17 protein-coding genes, 1 pseudogene and 1 riboswitch are annotated in these 18197 nt (G+C 32.8%); of the genes and pseudogenes, 2 read left to right on the plus strand and 16 right to left on the minus strand.

Translation table 11 applies throughout. The features are described from left to right. The 9 genes and pseudogenes from BHX94_RS07595 to BHX94_RS07635 form a co-directional block, all read right to left on the minus strand. Positions 1–71, minus strand: a pseudogene (locus tag BHX94_RS07595) (IS6 family transposase); the annotation flags it as partial. Positions 72–127: 56 nt separating this feature from the next. After that, entirely contained in the window at positions 128–625 is a 498-nt protein-coding gene (locus BHX94_RS07600) for a GNAT family N-acetyltransferase (protein WP_157742190.1), read from the minus strand. Between the two features lie 126 nt (positions 626–751). Continuing rightward, positions 752–1216: an NUDIX hydrolase gene (locus BHX94_RS07605; RefSeq protein WP_111745583.1), complete on the minus strand. Its 465-nt coding sequence runs from the start codon at positions 1214–1216 to the stop codon at positions 752–754. 7 nt (positions 1217–1223) lie between these two features. Continuing rightward, a complete protein-coding gene (locus tag BHX94_RS07610; protein ID WP_111745584.1) occupies positions 1224–1718 on the minus strand; it encodes a GNAT family N-acetyltransferase in 495 nt (164 codons plus the stop codon). After that, complete coding sequence (locus BHX94_RS07615; protein WP_331463397.1) at positions 1715–2011, minus strand: GNAT family N-acetyltransferase; 297 nt, start codon at positions 2009–2011, stop codon at positions 1715–1717. Before BHX94_RS07615 ends, BHX94_RS07610 begins: the two co-directional genes overlap by 4 nt. 27 nt (positions 2012–2038) lie before the next feature. After that, entirely contained in the window at positions 2039–2443 is a 405-nt protein-coding gene (locus BHX94_RS07620) for an NUDIX domain-containing protein (protein WP_111745588.1), read from the minus strand. Further along, positions 2440–3078, minus strand: coding sequence for a uridine kinase family protein (locus BHX94_RS07625; protein ID WP_199798146.1), 639 nt, complete (start codon positions 3076–3078; stop codon positions 2440–2442). Before BHX94_RS07625 ends, BHX94_RS07620 begins: the two co-directional genes overlap by 4 nt. 104 nt (positions 3079–3182) lie before the next feature. Then, positions 3183–4211, minus strand: coding sequence for a S66 family peptidase (locus tag BHX94_RS07630; RefSeq protein WP_111745592.1), 1029 nt, complete (start codon positions 4209–4211; stop codon positions 3183–3185). 161 nt (positions 4212–4372) lie between these two features. Then, a complete protein-coding gene (locus tag BHX94_RS07635) occupies positions 4373–5107 on the minus strand; it encodes a MerR family transcriptional regulator (protein WP_111745594.1) in 735 nt (244 codons plus the stop codon). A 145-nt stretch (positions 5108–5252) separates the two neighbouring features. Here BHX94_RS07635 and BHX94_RS07640 point away from each other — a divergent pair, with 145 nt between their 5' ends. Continuing rightward, on the plus strand, positions 5253–6464 hold the full coding sequence (locus tag BHX94_RS07640; protein WP_111745596.1) for an esterase/lipase family protein: 1212 nt from the start codon (positions 5253–5255) through the stop codon (positions 6462–6464). A gap of 22 nt (positions 6465–6486) precedes the next feature. Here BHX94_RS07640 and tenA read toward each other — a convergent pair whose 3' ends face one another. From tenA to glgB, 7 genes are all read right to left on the minus strand, one after another. Continuing rightward, complete coding sequence (tenA, locus tag BHX94_RS07645) at positions 6487–7164, minus strand: thiaminase II (protein ID WP_111745598.1); 678 nt, start codon at positions 7162–7164, stop codon at positions 6487–6489. Between the two features lie 37 nt (positions 7165–7201). Continuing rightward, a riboswitch (TPP riboswitch) is annotated at positions 7202–7299 on the minus strand. Positions 7300–7384: 85 nt separating this feature from the next. After that, positions 7385–7570 carry a hypothetical protein gene (locus tag BHX94_RS07650; protein ID WP_111745600.1) on the minus strand — a complete coding sequence of 62 codons (186 nt, stop codon included), beginning with the start codon at positions 7568–7570 and terminating at the stop codon, positions 7385–7387. A gap of 174 nt (positions 7571–7744) precedes the next feature. Beyond that, positions 7745–10150 carry a glycogen/starch/alpha-glucan phosphorylase gene (locus tag BHX94_RS07655; protein WP_111745602.1) on the minus strand — a complete coding sequence of 802 codons (2406 nt, stop codon included), beginning with the start codon at positions 10148–10150 and terminating at the stop codon, positions 7745–7747. Positions 10151–10160: 10 nt separating this feature from the next. Beyond that, positions 10161–11561, minus strand: a complete 1401-nt coding sequence (locus BHX94_RS07660) for a glycogen synthase (RefSeq protein ID WP_165958591.1) — start codon at positions 11559–11561, stop codon at positions 10161–10163. 20 nt (positions 11562–11581) lie between these two features. Continuing rightward, positions 11582–12685, minus strand: coding sequence for a glucose-1-phosphate adenylyltransferase subunit GlgD (gene glgD, locus BHX94_RS07665; RefSeq protein WP_111745604.1), 1104 nt, complete (start codon positions 12683–12685; stop codon positions 11582–11584). Then, entirely contained in the window at positions 12685–13833 is a 1149-nt protein-coding gene (locus BHX94_RS07670) for a glucose-1-phosphate adenylyltransferase (RefSeq protein WP_111745605.1), read from the minus strand. The genes glgD and BHX94_RS07670 overlap by 1 nt, the downstream gene beginning before the upstream one ends. A 51-nt stretch (positions 13834–13884) precedes the next feature. Beyond that, positions 13885–15813, minus strand: coding sequence for a 1,4-alpha-glucan branching protein GlgB (gene glgB / locus BHX94_RS07675; RefSeq protein WP_111745607.1), 1929 nt, complete (start codon positions 15811–15813; stop codon positions 13885–13887). A 258-nt stretch (positions 15814–16071) separates the two neighbouring features. Between glgB and pulA the strand changes: the two genes are divergently transcribed. Continuing rightward, positions 16072–18147 (plus strand): type I pullulanase, encoded by a 2076-nt coding sequence (pulA, locus tag BHX94_RS07680; protein ID WP_111745609.1) that lies wholly within the window; start codon positions 16072–16074, stop codon positions 18145–18147. Positions 18148–18197 lie beyond the last annotated feature (50 nt).

Here is an 18197-nt window from a genome sequence, read left to right on the forward strand (position 1 = left end):
TATCTTAGATAGTAGCCAACGGCTACAGTGATAACATCCTTGTTAAATTGTTTATATCTGAAATAGTTCATACAGAAGACTCCTTTTTGTTAAAATTATACTATAAATTCAACTTTGCAACAGAACCTTATATTTCAATCCAAAATCTATTCGTAACGCCACCATCTTCTCTTATATGCGATTGATCTTGTACACCACCATTGTTTAATATTACTTTTCTACTCGCAATATTTTCTTCATCACATGTAATAAGTGCTTTTTCTACATTCAAAGATTTCAAAAATTTTAAGGACTCATTTAGAATCTTTGACGCATAACCTTGACCTCTCATATCAGGTCTTACTCCATACCCAACATGACCACCATAATTCGTTAAAAACTCATTTAAGTGATGACGTACATTAGAAGAACCTATGATTTTTCCATCATCAATTAAAAATAATGTAGTGTTTAATACTTCATATAATCTTTCACGTTCTTCTAAATTATTGATAAAGTCTTGAAAAGATTTATATCGTTTAATGTTTGTAGCTGAAGGGACTATGCTTTTTTGTTCATCTCCCCAAGCATTAAAATACTCCATGAATAATATTTCATCATTAATCGTCAGTCTTCTAAATTCCATTAATACACTCCTATTATTGTATTTATCGAAACAAAAAAACATTGCCTTTCTCTAAGACGTCATCAAAAGATGAGTCCATTACCAACTTAGTGATTCAGTGATTTAAATATGTTTCAGTTAATTACATTAATAAATATTAATATCCATTTTTCCTTCCACCCAATCACTTACAAATTCTTTATGTGGTGGATTGATCTCAACATCTTTCATTTCTTCACGAGATACAAATCGTAATTGTTTAGACTCATCAGAAATAGTTAGTTCACCATCAAATTGTTTTGTATAAAAAATAATCGAAACAGAATAAACTTCATCACCATTTGGATAAGTCACGATGTAATCTGCGCCTGAATATATACCAAACAATTCTACTTCTTTTGGAATTAATCCTGTTTCTTCTGTCACTTCTCTTATTGCAGCATCTTTTACCTTTTCTCCTATTTCAATCAATCCACCCGGAATACCCCATAGTCCGTTGTCTGCTCTTTGTTCTAAAAGAATCTTTTCGTCTTGTTCAATAATCACACCGGCACCAATCACAATTAAACAATCATGCCTAACATGTTGTCTCATCTTTTGTATATAATTCATAAGTCACCTACACCAATTTACTCATATAATATTCATCATAAAATTTATTATTAATCTTCAATGATCTTCGTTTTGTGCCTTCTATTTCAAATCCACTTTTCTGATACAATTTAACGCCCGCTTTATTCTCGGTTACAACCGTTAATTCTAATCTCGTTATACCGACAGTTTTAGCCCACTGTTCAACTGCTTCAAATAACAAAGTCCCAACACCTTGTCCTCTTATTTCTTGATGTACACCTATTACTAAATACGCTGAATGTTTATTTCGTAATGAAGTATTGCCTATCGCGATGAGATAACCATATAATCCATCATTATCAGCAACAAGTATAGTACTGTTATCCTGATTATTAAAATGCTCAATCATTTTCGTTTGTTTCTCAATACTATTATTACGCTCTCCCGGTTCCATTAACATAAAGTCAGATGTCGATTCTACATTATCGATAAGATACATTACCTGCTCAGCGTCTTCCACTGTCACTTGTCTAATAATCACTTGTAATCCTCCCACTCATTTCGCATGATACCCATTTTAATTGCATCATAATATTTACCGTCTACTATCCTTGCATCACGAATTCTTGCCTCTTCTATCATTCCAACTTTTTCAGCCAATTTCATCATTCGGACATTGCCTGACCATGTTGATATTCCGATACGGTGTAAATCACTATTATTAAAAATATAGTCTATCCATTGCAGGAATGCAGAGGTACCATAACCTCTACTCCAATAATCAGGATTATAAATACACATTCCAATTTCCATCCAATTTGTTTCTTCACTCACCCAAATTGCATAATGATAGATACTTTATTAGACATATTGATCTCCGGGTTTTAAATAACTTTTTATGAATAATTCATCTTCTGGATACATCCAGTCTATATCATCGTATTCAGATATCGTTATCCATTTTATTTCTTCAATTTCGTCATCCGGATCATTATTTAACATTTCTCCTGAATACACTTCTCCTAAGAAGTAATCTACGGTAACATTATATTCTTTCACTAATTTACTTAGCGTTTTAATATGGTTTAATATTGTAATGCTATAACCTGTCTCTTCAAATACTTCTCTTATTGCAGCTTCCTCGGAAGCCTCTTCTTTTTCAATGCCACCTGTTGGTATAGACCATTTCTGTTCACTCTTTGACTTAACGATTAGTAATTTATTATTATTAATTACAATAACACTCGCACCATTCCATGTTTTCATATTGATTTCTCCATAATAAATGCGTTGTTAGAAGTATCGATTACATAATCAAATTCAGCTTCTAAAGGCAACATGAATTGTTCATATTGTCTTCTACGTAATGCTTGCGTTGATTTAATATAATCAGGATTTCCACCTCTAATATTGACATCTCTATCTAGCCTTCTCAGCATTTCAGTTTCTTCATCACATTTAAATACAATCGAAATATCGAATAAAGCTTTATCTAAGAAAAATAAACTCAACCCTTCATAGATATTAATTTGACGATTGCCATTCAGTTTGACACTAGGTGCCCAGGGTTCATCAATTGTTATGATGTCCATACCATTCTTTAATGCCAATATATCTCTTTTTAAACTATTAAGTTCGTGCGCTAAGGGCATACATCCCGTTATTTTTTCTTTATACTTTTGTCCACTGAAATCATATTCAACATAAGCCAATTTTCTAATACTACTATCGATAATATATGGATCTGTCTCTAATAAATTGTATTTTTCTTCATTTAACTGACTGATTAATTGATTAGTGAATGTTGATTTGCCAGATGCACCATGGCCACTAATTCTAATATTGATTGATTTAGTCGATTGATTAATTAGTTTTTGTATTTCTTCAATAAATTCATCCATTGTCATCACCCACTTAACATATTATATTAATGATATATTATTATCAGATTTTTCAAAAGAGTGAATCAATAATTTTAGGTAAAAAAATAACCAGCCAGCGCTGGTTATTCTACTGCATTTTCTAATATTGTAAACGTCTTATTGTAAGTATCGAGTTCAGCCTGAACACCATAAGGTAATATCCCTTTTGGTTCATTATGTCCAAAGGTTGCATTATAAAATACCGGTAAATCTTCTCTGCCGATTTCTTTAAGTATCTTTTGAAAGACTGCTTTAATTTCTTCATAATAGACACCATCTTGTGGTCTACCGATTATCATCCCATTGATTATATCAAAGATTCCCATTACTGCATACGTTCTTATATATTGCTCTAACACTTCAGGATGTGTGTGTCTTTCAGATGTTTCAAGGAACAGAATGGCATCTTTAAATGCGGATACTTCTGGAAAATATTTCGTGCCTTGTATATGATTTAACGTTTCAACACATCCACCTATTAAATGTCCTTGAACCTTACCTACCCCATTAATCACTTCGTACCCTGGATTGAGTAAATTTTCTCGCTCAAATACTTTGGCAATCTCATCCCATAACAATCCAAATTTACGCACAGTTTCTGAAGTATATATACGTCCAACAGGATTATCAGTAAAAAGTACATTTAATATTTGGCTGATTGTATATTCATCCATCTTTACATTTTCAGCAAAGTCAGTAAGTAGTGCGGGGCCATAATACGTTGTTATACCATGTTGATAGAAATAAAGATGTTGCACTGTCGTATCAGAATAGCCCATAAAAATTTTGGGATTCTGTTTAAACGCTTCTACATCTATATACGGCATAATACGAACTGATTCGGTACCGCCTATTGTACAAATAATTGCTTTAACTTCTGGATCTAACACTGCCTGATTGAAGTCTTCTGCCCTTTTTTCAGGATGTGCATATAAATATTCTGAACCTTTTAATGCATTTGGCATTACTTTATATTTTAATCCAAAAACAGATTCAAGTCTTTCTAAACCTTGCTTCGTTCTCCATATGAAATCATCATCACCGGCCATACCACTAGATAAAGATACAATAGCTATTGTATCACCTTTTTTTATTTTTACTGGTTTTATCATCATGTCACCTATTATTCATATTTGTTAATAACATTTTATATTAAATTCTGAATTTTTAAAAGTCTTTGCAAAAAATTATTACTAAGAACATTATTTTCAATGTATAATAATTATTTTGCATAGTTAAATTTATGCAAAATAAAAACAGCTGATGCGCTGTTTTAAGAATTTATCATAGCATAATATTTCATTGCTTCACTCATATATTTCGCAAGTCCTTCGCCATACTGATTGATGTTATTAGTAAATCGTTCATCAATCATATACATATCACCTAATCCATAAAATGCATCGAGTGAATAATTACCAAAGTTATTATTTAAAAAATGATAAAATTTTTCAGTATGCAAGGTAACTGTTTGGTCTTCAATCGGTTTATCCTTTAATTGATTAAACGTTTTAAATATATCAATCCAATCCTGTGAAAGTTGATTTTTACCATCATCTGAAAGCTGGTTAATTTTCTTTTGTGATAAATCTACCGCTTTATCCCCATACTTCTCACGCGCTTCTTGTTCATACTGGATATCGTTAAAATTAATACCTTTAAATTTTTCTTCTGGTGTCATCTTCTTACCCTCTTTTTTACTTTTTATTGTTTGGTCGATTAGTGTAATCATTGAATGAATCTGTTGTTGCTGCACTTGCAGTCTTGTTCGTTGATCTGTAAGGACATCTATCATATTTACATTGTTGTTTAATAGCGCTTTGATTTTATTTAGTGATAGATTCATTTTGCGGTAGAGCATTATGTGTTGAAGTCTGTCTAAATCTAAATCACTATAATCACGATATCCGTTGTCATTTTTATTTGGACATAATAAGTCGATTTCATCATAATAATGCAAAGTTCTTATGCTTACACCTGTTAATTCAGATACTTTTTTAATATTCATATCCTACCTCCTTACAATGTTACTTTAAACTATAACGTTACGTCAGAATCAACACATAATTTTAGTTTCTGATTTAAATATTTTGAAGTGATATAATGAATTAAACAATTTATGAATATCCTATATTGTTCAAGGAGTTTTGATAATGCGTAAACGTCTTACAACAATAATTACAGAACGTGCACCGATTCTTCCTGAGAGAGTAGCTAATAATGATTTAAAGATTAATAAAGAGCCGATTATTTTAGTCCATGGTTTTGCGGGTTTTGCAAGAGATAATACACCGCATGGATTAATGCCTTATTGGGGTGGTTTAAAGGTAAATATAACTTCTACATTAAACATTGAAGGCTATAATGTTTATGAAGCGAGCATAGGTTCTATGACCTCAAGTTATGACCGCGCTGTTGAATTATATTATTATATCAAAGGTGGTCGTGTAGACTATGGGGCTTATCACAGTAAGAAATTTGGGCATCATCGTTTCGGTAAGACATATGAGGGCATTTTTCCGGATTGGCAGCCAGGTAAAAAAGTGCATTTCATAGGTCATAGTATGGGCGGACAGACAATACGTATATTAGAGCATATGTTACGTTATGGTCGTCCTGAAGAAGTAGCCTATGCAAACGCCCACCATTTAAAAGTTGCATCTCTATTTATAGGTGGACAAGATAATATGATCAATACAATTACAACAATCGGTACACCGCATAACGGAACATATATTGCAGATCGATTAGGTAATAAGAATTTAATTAAATCATTCTTTTATCGACTCGTTGAGAACGAAGGTATAGCAAGCTTTAAAGTAGACTGGGGCTTTGGTCAATGGGGATTACGTCAACAAAAAGGTGAAAGTTACTTTGCATACATTAAACGAGTTAGAGCGAATAAGCTTTGGCAGACTACTGACAACGGCTTTTATGACTTAACATTAAAAGGCTCAGAGGAAATCAATAACAAGCTTTCAATTAATCCAAACATTCGATATAAAAGTTATTCGACTGTTGCTACACATAAAAGTTTCTTCACGAAATATCAAATTGCAAATGTCGGGATGTTTGCCCCTTTCTATCTTACGGGTATAATCAGTACAATATCAGGAACACCTGAATGGTGGGAAAATGATGGACTTGTGCCAGCAATTTCTGCTGAAGGGCCATTCACCGAACCTAGATCTTACAATAAAAAGGTGATGATAGATCGTGGTATATGGCATGTTGTTCCTAGGATGTATGGTTGGGATCATATGGATCAGATTGGCGGCAATATGACAAATTTACTCCATACGCCAGGAGAATTAATCGATTTCTATCGCACACTTGTTAAAGAACTCGTTTTATTTGAAAAATAAAAACCTAGGAAAATTCCTAGGTCTATTTTTGTGGGATTGGCCATGTTTCAAGATTTTCACACATATCCCAGAACATATATTCATAATAACTTGTCTTAACGATAATTTCTTCTAATTCTGCTAATTCCGCTTCAGGTTTACCTTCAGTCAGCTCATCCATTAATCTGATTGCTTCATTCGTTAATTCAGTAAATTCTTCACCAGAGTATGTTGCAACCCAGTCATGATAAAGATTACTTTCATCGCGTGCACCAGGCATTTGTGCTAATGATTTACCGATATAATTGTAACTCCATGCACATGCGAGTAGACATGCAACGACATGCTCAGCACCTCCACGTTGTGCATGATTCAACATATAACTCGTATAAGCAGTGTTTGTAGCAGCTGAATCAGTAGATTCAAGTTCATCAGTAGTTATGTCAAAAGATGCTGCATATTTACGATGTAAATCCATCTCCATAAATAAAGTACCATGCAATAAATGTGCGAATGTACTCATCGTAGATAGATCTCTAGATTTAGCACTTCCAATCGCCATTAATTTTGCATATTCAATTAAATATACATAGTCTTGTTTCAACCAATGCTGAAATTTTTCTTTTGAAAGTGTACCATCCGCTAATCCTTTCACAAAAGGATGATCAAGATAAGAACTCCAAATAGGTTCAACACGTTGCCAAATACGTTCCGTAAACATTCTATTCCTCCTAAAAAGATACCTATACACGTAAGGGATAGGTATCTTCCCACTTCCCTACGCTAGCATTAACCAACAGGTTCAAAGGGTCGGAATTAACCTCTCAGCATAAAACATGCACCCCTAGTGTATAAGTATTATATTTACATTTATTATAACAATAATTAGCTTAATTACAAAATGCCCTTAGGTGCTTCAGTTAGAATTAATCCGACTTAGACTATTTGATGGTTGTTTTATATGCTTCTACAAATGCTTTTGCTTCTTTTCGATTCACTTGATCAAACAGCCACGATTCACCGTTTTTTTCCATTATCGCGATACGGAATGGAACTGTTGAGATGCCGCTTTTGATACTCTTAATTTCATCTAATAAAAAAGTATCTTTTACTTCAGTTCCTGACAATGGAGAAAAGATTTATAGCGAAAGAAATAGCGATATTGTTTATTTTTAGTTAGAGATTCCACTATTACTCACTTTCTTTTGCGGTATCTTATTCTTCTTACCATCGATTCCGTTAAATCTCTGCCAGCAAATGAAAAAAGACCAATCTTTCACTCGGGATTGGTCAAAATCTTACTATACTAATTTCCAGATATCAGTTGCATATTGCTGAATTGTTCTATCACTTGAGAATTGTCCTGATTTCAGGATATTCATCAAGCTCATTTGATTCCATTTCTTCTTATCCTGATATGTTGCCATCGCAGTTAAGTGAATATCTACATAAGCATTAAAATCTTTTAATAGGAAATATGGATCATTGTTTGTAAGCACATGATAATATAGATTGTTAAATGCAAAGTCACGACCAAACTGTTCATTTTTAAGTGCATCCATCGCACCTTTAACACGTCCATCTGTTTGATAGATAGCTTCCGCCTGATAACCACCATTGTTCTGGTAGTTAATTACTTCTTCTGAACTTAATCCAAAGATAAAGATATTTTCCTTACCTACTAATTCAGCGATTTCAACGTTCGCACCATCCATTGTTCCAAGTGTCACAGCTCCATTCATCATCATCTTCATATTCCCAGTTCCAGATGCTTCCATAGATGCTGTAGATATTTGCTCAGAGATTTCAGCAGCCGGCATAATATCTTCTGCAAGTGTTACATTATAGTTCTCTAAAAATACTACTTTAATTCTATTGTCTACATCTTTATCATTATTCACAACATTGCCTACTGCATGAATTAATTTAATAATTTCTTTAGCAATATGATAACTTGGTGCAGCTTTAGCACCAAATATAAATGTTCTAGGCTGAATTCTTATAGATGGTTTGCGCTTAATTTCATTGTAAAGATATATAATGTGTAAAATATTTAATAATTGACGTTTGTATTCATGTAATCTTTTTACCTGTACATCAAATACTGAATTTTCATCTACTTCAATACCTGTTTTTTTATAGATAACTTCTTTAAGTACACGTTTATTCTCAAGCTTAACATCTGCAAGATGATTTAAGAATGATTCGTCGTTATAATAACGCATTAGCTGTGTTAATTCTTGTGGTGATTTATGCCACACATCACCAATTGCATCATTGATTAAATGCGTTAACCCAGGGTTAGCTGTCATCAACCAACGACGGTGTGTAATACCATTTGTTTTGTTGTTGAATTTTTCAGGTTGTATCCTATAGAAATCATTAAATGTATGATCTTTAATAATTTCAGAGTGAAGTGCTGCAACTCCGTTTACCGAGAATGAGCCAACGATTGCTAATTTACTCATATGCACGACATTATTACTAATCACTGCTAAATCAGCTATTTTGTCGCGCATTTCTGGATGTTTCTCATATACTTCACGGCAGAATCTTTCATTAATTTCATTAATAATCATAAAGATTCTTGGATTTACCTTTTGAACTTGACTTACTGGCCATTTTTCTAATGCTTCCTGCATGATTGTATGGTTGGTATAGGCAAATGTCTTAGTAACAATCGACCAGGCTTCATTCCATCCTAAACCTTCTTCATCCATTAAAATACGCATTAATTCAGGAATACCGAAAGTAGGATGCGTATCATTAATTTGAATACAGTGATATTCATGGAACTGCGTCACAGGTAAATTATATTTTTCTTTGAATTGTTTAATTAAGGTCTGAATCGTTGATGACACTAAGAAATACTGTTGTTTTAGACGTAGGAAACGACCTTCTTCAGTCGAATCATCCGGATATAAGAATCCTGAGATTCGTTCTACATTCTGCATATGTTCTAATCTGTTCTTATAGTTGCCATGATCAATAACGTCTGATGGTAATTCAGCGCTCCACAATCTTAACTGGTTCACAACGTCATTGTCATATCCCACTACACCAACGTCATATGGCACTGCTAATACTGTTTCCTGATTGTGATACGTAAATTTAAAATTACCATGCTCATCGACTTCACTTGATACTTCACCACCGAAGTTCACATGCATCGCTTCATCTATTTTACGTGTTTCCCATGGATAAACTTCTTGTAACCAGTTATCTGGTAATTCAATTTGCGTACCATTGACGATTCGTTGTTCAAATAGCCCATAACGATAACGAATTCCAAAACCATTTCCTAAATAACCAAGACTCGCGATAGAATCTAAGAAACAGGCTGCAAGTCGTCCTAATCCCCCATTACCAAGTCCTGCATCATTTTCTTCACTATATACTTTTTTAGGGTCTCTTCCTAATTCAGTTAATACTTCGTTACAAACATCTAACAATCCTGCATTTAATAAGTTACTTTCAATTAAACGACCAATTAAAAATTCCATAGATAAATAGTTGATTTGACGTTTTTTTCTATCTATATTAGTTTTTTTCGTTTCAACACTCGCTTGGTTGATTTCATCTTTTAAGATTGAACAAATTGCATAGAATAAATCCGTATCTGTCGTATCTTCTAATGTTGTATTTCTTTTGTTCGTTAATTTCATCTCCAGGCGTTCACGGAATTCTGTTTTTGAATAAGTTTTCATTGAAGTCTCCTTAATAGATTTCTAGATATTTTTGAGCTGATGCATCCCAGCTATGATTTACCTTGGCAATATTCTTAATTAATGATTTATATTCTTCTTTGTTGCTATAAATTGCTAATGAAGCATATAAGCGGTCCAGTAATTCATGTGCATTATAATTAGCGAAACTTAAACCAGTACCCTCATGTGTCACATAATTAAATGGAATAACAGTATCTTTTAATCCACCTGTTTCTCTAACAATTGGAATTGATTTATACTGAAGTGCTATCAACTGACTTAAACCACACGGCTCGAATAATGATGGCATAATAAAGAAATCACTTGCAGCATATATTTCTCTTGAAAATGCTTCATTAAACCCAAGATGTAAACTCACTTTATCAGGATACTTATCGCTTAAATAATGGAAATAATGTTCATATCGATAATCACCATTACCTAAAATAACGATTTGAACATCTTGCTGAACAAATTCTTCTAATATACGCATGACAAGATCGAGTCCCTTTTGTTCAACCATTCTTGTAATAATCGCGTACATAGGGATATCCTTATTGACTGGTAAATTAATTTTCTCTTGTAAAATTTTCTTATTCTCTTGTTTTTTAGGAATTGAACTTTTGAAATTAACGGGTATTGAAGGATCTTTCATTGAATGATAATCATCAACATCAATGCCATTCACAATACCTATTAAATCATGGTGACGCATATTCAGCAGATCTTCTAAACCTTCTCCGTAATAAGGTGTCTTTATTTCATCCGCATAGCTTGGAGAAACTGTTGTAATCTTATCTGCATGAAAGATACCAGCTTTAAGTAAATTTAACATACCGTCCCATTCAAAACCTGAAAAATGCGTTCTATCTAGGTTAAACACATCTTCAAAAGCATCGTACATCAGTAGACCTTGATATTTAATATTATGAATAGTAAAGACAGTCTTAATACCTTCTACTGGTCGTTTAATGTTACATATTGCTACAGCTGCACCTGCTTGCCAGTCATGTCCGTGTAATACATCAGGTTTATAATCACTGCGATAGATAAATTCTATTACTGCATTTGAAAAGAATACAAATCTTTCACTGTCATCTTCATATCCATACATACCATCGCGACCGAAATACTGTAAATTATCAACAAAGTAATACTTAATACCTTCTAATTCTAAAGATAAGATACGTGTATATTGAAAACGCCACCCAACTGGTGTCTGGTAAACCATTTCTTCTTCAAGCATATCTCGATACTCTTTTTTCAAGCTTGCATACATCGGTAAAATGACACGAACTTCACATTGATTCGTTTGATTTAAATATTTTGGAAGACTGCCGATAACATCGGCAAGTCCTCCAGATTTAAAGAATGGTGTACATTCTGAAGCCACAAACAATACTTTTTTCATTATTATCTTCCAACTTTCTGTTAAATTGTTTGTCGTTTGGCAACTACAAATGGTTTATCTGTTGATCCAATTAACTTTTGATGTTCATTAACCGTAACATCCTTATCAAGTATTACATTTTCAATGTAAGCATCTTTATGAATACAGCAATTCGTCATAATAATTGAATTTTTAATCACTGCGCCCTTTTCAACTTTTACACCACGATATAAGATACTATTTTCAATATGGCCTTCAATTACACATCCATTAGCAACAGTTGAATTTTTAACGATACATCCATCTTTATACTTTGTAGGGGGTTGATTAGAAGTCTTAGTTTTGATACGATTTTCCTTCATAAATATTTTCTTATATTTATCAGGATCTAAAATATCAAGATTACACTTGTAAAATGCTTTTAAAGAATTGATATACATCGTTGTCTCTTCAATATCAAAAAATATAATATTTAATTCATGCATACGTTCCTGAATACCTTGAACAAAGAAATTATCTTTATAGTTTTGAATACAGAAATCCATAATTTCAAACAATTTATCTTTCTTCACTATATAAGTACCAGTGAAAATATGGTGATTTTCCTGGTCGTGATTTAAAAATGTTACACGTTTACCTTCTGTATTGACGCGTAACAATGGTTGATGCATTTCTTCCAAGTGCTCTTTTTGTTCTGTAATCAGTGTAATATCAGCATCACTTTCAATATGATGTTTAAAAGCTTCTTTAAAATCAGTATTGACAATAAACTGTGACCCTGAAATAATAACATCTGTTGCTTTTGATCTTGTAAAGAAATCACGGTTGTTATGGAAATGACGCAAGTCACCACGAGAAATATCTGTCGGGTCATGCCAATCAGGAGGTAAAACGAATAAACGAGATAGTCTATCATCTAATCCAAAGTTATCACCATTTTCCAAATGGTCCATTAATGAACGATATTTCTGATTAACAAATAGAGCAACTTCATTTGTACCGCTATTTACCATATTAGATAAACTAAAATCAACAAGACGATAACGTCCTGCAAATGGAACACTTGCACCATTTCTAAAATACGTTAATTCTTCTAAAAAATCATGTTCATTTTCAATATTAATTAAACCCATTAATGATCTCATTATTTACTACCTCCTGTGAACTCGCTTAAATTATCTCGTCCAACTACAATTGGTTCTTCACTATTATTACCATCTATTACAGTGCCATCAGGAATATTTATTTTATCCATGATAATCGCCTTATCAATTTTACAGTTTTCACCGATTACTGTTTCAGGGTGAATAATAGAGTCTTTAATGAAAGTACCATTACCAACAGTAACTTCACTAAATAAAACTGAGTGTTCAACGTGACCAAAGATAAATGACCCAGAACAAATTAATGAATCAGTTATATTCGCTTCACTGCCAATAAATTGAGGAGGTAAATTAGCCTCATGAGAAAATGTTGGCCATGTCTTACTATTTAATAATTCAGATAAATCTTCATTTAATAAATCCATATTAGCTTCCCAATATGACTGTATCGTACCAACATCTTTCCAGTAACCATCAAAACGATAAGCATATAATAATTTATTATCCGCTAACATTTTTGGAATAATATCATTCCCGAAATCGTGTTCAGACTGTGTATCTTTTTCATCTTCAACTAAATATTCACGTAATACTTTCCAATTAAAGATATAAATTCCCATTGAAGCTAAATTATTTTTAGGAACTGCCGGTTTCTCATCAAACTCATAAATTTTAAGATCTTCTTCTGTATTTAAAATACCGAATCGACTTGCTTCTTCAAAAGGTACTTCGATTACAGAAATCGTCGCATCTGCATTCTTTTCTTTATGATGTTCAAGCATTGCCTGATAGTCCATTTGATAAATATGATCTCCTGATAATATTAATAAATATTCCGGATCATATTGATCGATAAAATGAATATTTTTCGTAATTGCATCTGCTGTTCCTTCAAACCATGAAGCACCAGTCTGATCAGCAAACGGTGCAAGGACTGTAACTCCACCATCAAGTTTATCCAGCGACCAAGGTTTACCCATACCAATATGGCGGTTTAACATTAAAGGTGCATATTGAACGAGTACCCCTACAGTATTAATATTTGAGTTCGTTAAATTACTTAAGGTAAAATCGATGATTCTATATTTCCCCCCAAATGGTACTGCTGGTTTTGCCACCTTTTTTGTTAATTGACCTAACCTTGTACCTTTACCACCTGCTAATAACATACCAACAATTTCTTTAGCCATTTTGAAATCCCCTATTCTTAAATTATTTATAGTTTTCTTGAAAAAAATTCTTTATTTAGATAAATTTTTTCGCTCCTTAACTTTCTTATAAATAACAAAACCTAATGGTGGTATTTTCCCTTGTATCGAATGATTTAAACCATGCATAGGGTTTGGATTACTAAATAAATATTTTGATATTACTTGATTTGAACCGCCATATTGCTTAGCATCTGAATTAAATAACTCCCGATATTTTCCTGGTTCTGATACACCAACTTTAAAATCATAATAAACTTCAGGTGAGAAATTTAATAGTACGATGAGTTCAGTACCATCTTTTGCCCGACGTATATAACTCAATAAACGCTGTTCATTATTATCTGCATCAATCCATTGAAATCCATCGTGACTAAAATCCTGTTCAAATAATGCTTTCTCTCTTAAATACAATTTATTAAAATCTTTTATGAAACGATGTAAGCCACTATGTACAGGATAATCCAATAAGAACCAGTCTACTTGATCTTTATCTTTCCATTCAGCATACATTCCAATTTCACTACCCATAAAGTTTAGTTTCTTACCAGGTTGTGTCAATTGATAGCCATATAATAATCTATATTGTGCAAACTTTCTCCATTCGTCTCCAGGCATTTTATCAAGCATTGATAATTTCCCATGAACAACTTCATCATGTGAAAACGGCAATATATAATGTTCATTATATCGATACATCATCGGGAAATTGAGGTGATTATGATACCTTTGTCTGTCCTCCGGAGCCACTTCAAAATAATCTAATGTATCATGCATAAATCCCAGATCCCATTTATAATCAAATCCAAACCCACCATCTTTAACAGGTGTTGTAATGGACGTAATATCAGAAGAATCCTCTGCTATCATAATTGCATGTGGTACAGCTTTATGAATTTCATCATTTAATTTCTTTATAAAAGCAACCGCTTCTTTATGTTCATTTGTTCCTTCATCATTATAAATCTTCTCATGAGCTTCATAGTTCTCAAAGTTGAGGTCTGTCATACTATGCACTGCATCTACTCTTAAGCCATCTACATGATACTCTGTTAACCAGAAAATAGCATTTGAGATTAAAAAGCTCTGAACTTCTGTACGCCCAAAATCAAAAGTCAATGTTCCCCAGCTACGCTTTTCTGCACGATACATATCTTGATATTCAAAAAGTGGTGTACCATCAAACATACGTAATCCATGTTCATCTTTACAGAAATGTGCGGGTACCCAATCAAGAATGACACCGATATTATGCTGATGACATTGATCGATAAAATACTTAAAATCCTGAGGTGTCCCGAATCTCGATGTCGGCGCATAATATCCTGTCACTTGATATCCCCAGCTTAAGTCAAAAGGATGTTCGGTTATCGGCATCAGTTCAACATGGGTATAACCCATTTCAACTAAATATGGAACAAGCTTTTCTGCCATTTCGAGATATGAATAGTGCGTTTTATCGGTATAAGTATCTATCGTATCTTCTGCTGTACGATTTGCTTCATGCTTTTTCCATGTTCCGAGATGCACTTCATAAATATTCATCGGAGAAGATAAATGATTAAATTTCTTACGTTTATTCATCCATTGCTTATCCTGCCAATTATAATCAATGTTACGAACGATTGAAGCTGTATGTGGTCGTTTCTCTGCATAAAATGCATAAGGATCAGCCTTTAAAAAAGGTTCTCCATTCTGAGGCGTTATCTTGTATTTATAAGCGGTGTTCTCATGTACTTTGAACGTTCCTGTAAAAATACCGCTATCCTCAACTCTAGTTAAATTAAAATGATTTCCTGTCCAATTATTTTCATCTAATGTAACTGAAACATCTAAAGCATTTGGTGCCCAGACACTAAACGTCGTTTCTTTCGTCTCCGGATGATAATGCGCACCTAAAAATGAATAAGATTGATAATGTGTTCCCTGGTGAAATAAATATTTGTCTAAATCTGTAATCATACCCTCACCCTTTACCGCTTCTATTCTCTATCTTTTATTATATGATAATTTTGTAAATATTACGTCAATTAGTATAAATTAATTCAAAGAAAAATATTACATTCGTGTTAACTTGTATGGCGTTAAACATAATAAAATTTATAACACAAATGCTTATATATTATTAGTATACATCTGTCATCATAATTTTAATAATAATATCATATTATTTACTAATAACTGAAAAACTCGATATAATAATCATATCAGGAGGTTGTTATGAGCACAGCATATATTGATGATTTTCAGATTATCACGTTACATTATGATTTAGTCGAAAATCCACAAAACTATTTTAAGACGATCCAGCTTGTTAGCAATAAATTTGTACATCATCTCGATTTAATTGAAACGAATCATTTTGAAAATCATTCTTACTATAAGTTTAAAACAGATAGACCTATTGATATTTCAGATAAATATTTTATTCATATCAAACAACTAAAAATACCTGTAATATTAGGTAAAGTTACCCAAACGAATACTTTTGAACAAATGTTTGATGCTCGTGAACACGAATTTGGTGCAATTGTTCGTGACAACAAAACGACATTTACAGTGTGGTCACCAGTTGCAAAAGTAATCAAGCTCAATATTAATGATAAGAGTCATACGATGGAAAAATTAAATGATGGTACACACCGTATCACTTTATATGGAAATTACCATCTCCAAAGTTATCATTATGATGCATATATTAACCACCAATGGATTCAGGTAAATGATCCGTACTCAAAAGGATTAACATTGAACGCTACTGAATCTGTCGTTATCGATTTTAATAAAACTAACCTCGAAGGTTTCTATGAATTTTCACGTCCTGAAACAATGCAGAAAGATGCTCTTATTTATGAAGTACATGTAAGAGATTTTACGATGCATCCTAATAGTGGGGTTTCTCCAGAGAAAAAAGGTAAATTACTTGGATTAATTGAACCCCATACGACAACATCGACAGGTGAATCAACAGGTTTTGATTACTTGACTCGTTTAGGTATTACGCATGTAGAATTACTACCCATCAATGATTTTGCGCGAGTTGACGATGTAGAATTTGAAAAAGCATATAACTGGGGCTATGATCCAGAATACTTTCAGACAATCGATGGCAGTTATTCAACACAACCTGCTAATGCCGCAAAAAGGATTCAGGAATTAAAGCAGGTTGTCCAAGCATTTCATGAAAAAGGTATTGGCGTCATATTAGATGTCGTATTTAATCATGTATTCTATATGCCGAATTCAAGTTTTGATAAGCTCGTGCCGGGATATTACTTTAGATATCATGAGGACGGTACAGTAAGCAACGGAACAGGCGTCGGTAATGACACAAAAACAGAACGTCTAATGATGCGTAAATTCTTTGTTGATACGATTAAATATTACATCCATGAATTTAAAATTGATGGGTTCCGCTTTGATTTAATGGGAACGATTGATATTGATACCATGCAGGAAATTAAGTCTGTTGTCATGCGTGATAATCCAAATGCATTTTTACTTGGTGAAGGTTGGGATCTCGCTACAGCACTTCCGAAAGAACTTAAAACAACGCATGAAAATGCATATAAACTTCCGGAAATACATTTTTTCAATGATTATTTTAGAGATACATTAAAAGGTAATAACTTTAATTTGATGGATCGAGGATATTTTAATGGTGGTGGCAGGTATTATGAAAGAATGTTCAATATATTTATTGGACACAAAGGCGAGTTACCTGTCAACCAAACTGTGAACTATGTAGAAGTTCATGATAATCATACATTATTTGATCGCATCAACTATACAAGTAATAAATCTTTAGAAGAAAAAAATATGATTCATCAGTTAGCAACAGTCTTTACAATTTTATCCCTGGGTACCCCGTTCCTCCATGCCGGCCAAGAATTTTACAGAACTAAATATGGCCACGGGAATACGTATAATTTAAGTGACTTCATTAACCGCATTGACTGGAACCGACGCATAAAATACAAAGATGATATCAATCTGATAAAAAGAGCAATTCAAATTAGAAATGAACATCGCATTTTTAGAACTAAAAATATCGATAAAATCAAAAAACGCATTATTCCATTTGAATTGGAACATCCTTTGCTCGGTATTTTATTAATTGATTCAAAATCCGAACTCATTTTACTTTTTAATCCAACACCATTGCATCACATCGTTAACTTGCCAAGAATGGATGAATTTATGGTCATTCTTTCGAACTATAATGAGGACATTGCAATTAAAAATTTTTACGATCTCAGTCCTTTTGAATATGTTGTATTAAAAAAGAAATTATAGGGAAAAGTCCAATAGAAATTAATTGTAAACGATATCATTACCTGTTTTAA

The organism is Macrococcoides bohemicum (assembly GCF_003259675.1).
Taxonomy (GTDB): Bacteria; Bacillota; Bacilli; order Staphylococcales; family Staphylococcaceae; genus Macrococcoides; species Macrococcoides bohemicum.

What these genes read in the sequence shown, in the direction of transcription:
- BHX94_RS07600 (WP_157742190.1), bottom strand. Translation starts at nt 625, where the DNA reads ATGGAATTTAGAAGACTGACGATTAATGATGAAATATTATTCATGGAG.
- BHX94_RS07605 (WP_111745583.1), bottom strand. Translation starts at nt 1,216, where the DNA reads ATGAATTATATACAAAAGATGAGACAACATGTTAGGCATGATTGTTTA.
- BHX94_RS07620 (WP_111745588.1), bottom strand. Translation starts at nt 2,443, where the DNA reads ATGAAAACATGGAATGGTGCGAGTGTTATTGTAATTAATAATAATAAA.
- BHX94_RS07625 (WP_199798146.1), bottom strand. Translation starts at nt 3,078, where the DNA reads ATGGATGAATTTATTGAAGAAATACAAAAACTAATTAATCAATCGACT.
- BHX94_RS07630 (WP_111745592.1), bottom strand. Translation starts at nt 4,211, where the DNA reads ATGATAAAACCAGTAAAAATAAAAAAAGGTGATACAATAGCTATTGTA.
- BHX94_RS07635 (WP_111745594.1), bottom strand. Translation starts at nt 5,107, where the DNA reads ATGAATATTAAAAAAGTATCTGAATTAACAGGTGTAAGCATAAGAACT.
- BHX94_RS07640 (WP_111745596.1), top strand. Translation starts at nt 5,253, where the DNA reads ATGCGTAAACGTCTTACAACAATAATTACAGAACGTGCACCGATTCTT.
- tenA (WP_111745598.1), bottom strand. Translation starts at nt 7,164, where the DNA reads ATGTTTACGGAACGTATTTGGCAACGTGTTGAACCTATTTGGAGTTCT.
- BHX94_RS07655 (WP_111745602.1), bottom strand. Translation starts at nt 10,150, where the DNA reads ATGAAAACTTATTCAAAAACAGAATTCCGTGAACGCCTGGAGATGAAA.
- BHX94_RS07660 (WP_165958591.1), bottom strand. Translation starts at nt 11,561, where the DNA reads ATGAAAAAAGTATTGTTTGTGGCTTCAGAATGTACACCATTCTTTAAA.
- glgD (WP_111745604.1), bottom strand. Translation starts at nt 12,685, where the DNA reads ATGAGATCATTAATGGGTTTAATTAATATTGAAAATGAACATGATTTT.
- BHX94_RS07670 (WP_111745605.1), bottom strand. Translation starts at nt 13,833, where the DNA reads ATGGCTAAAGAAATTGTTGGTATGTTATTAGCAGGTGGTAAAGGTACA.
- glgB (WP_111745607.1), bottom strand. Translation starts at nt 15,813, where the DNA reads ATGATTACAGATTTAGACAAATATTTATTTCACCAGGGAACACATTAT.
- pulA (WP_111745609.1), top strand. Translation starts at nt 16,072, where the DNA reads ATGAGCACAGCATATATTGATGATTTTCAGATTATCACGTTACATTAT.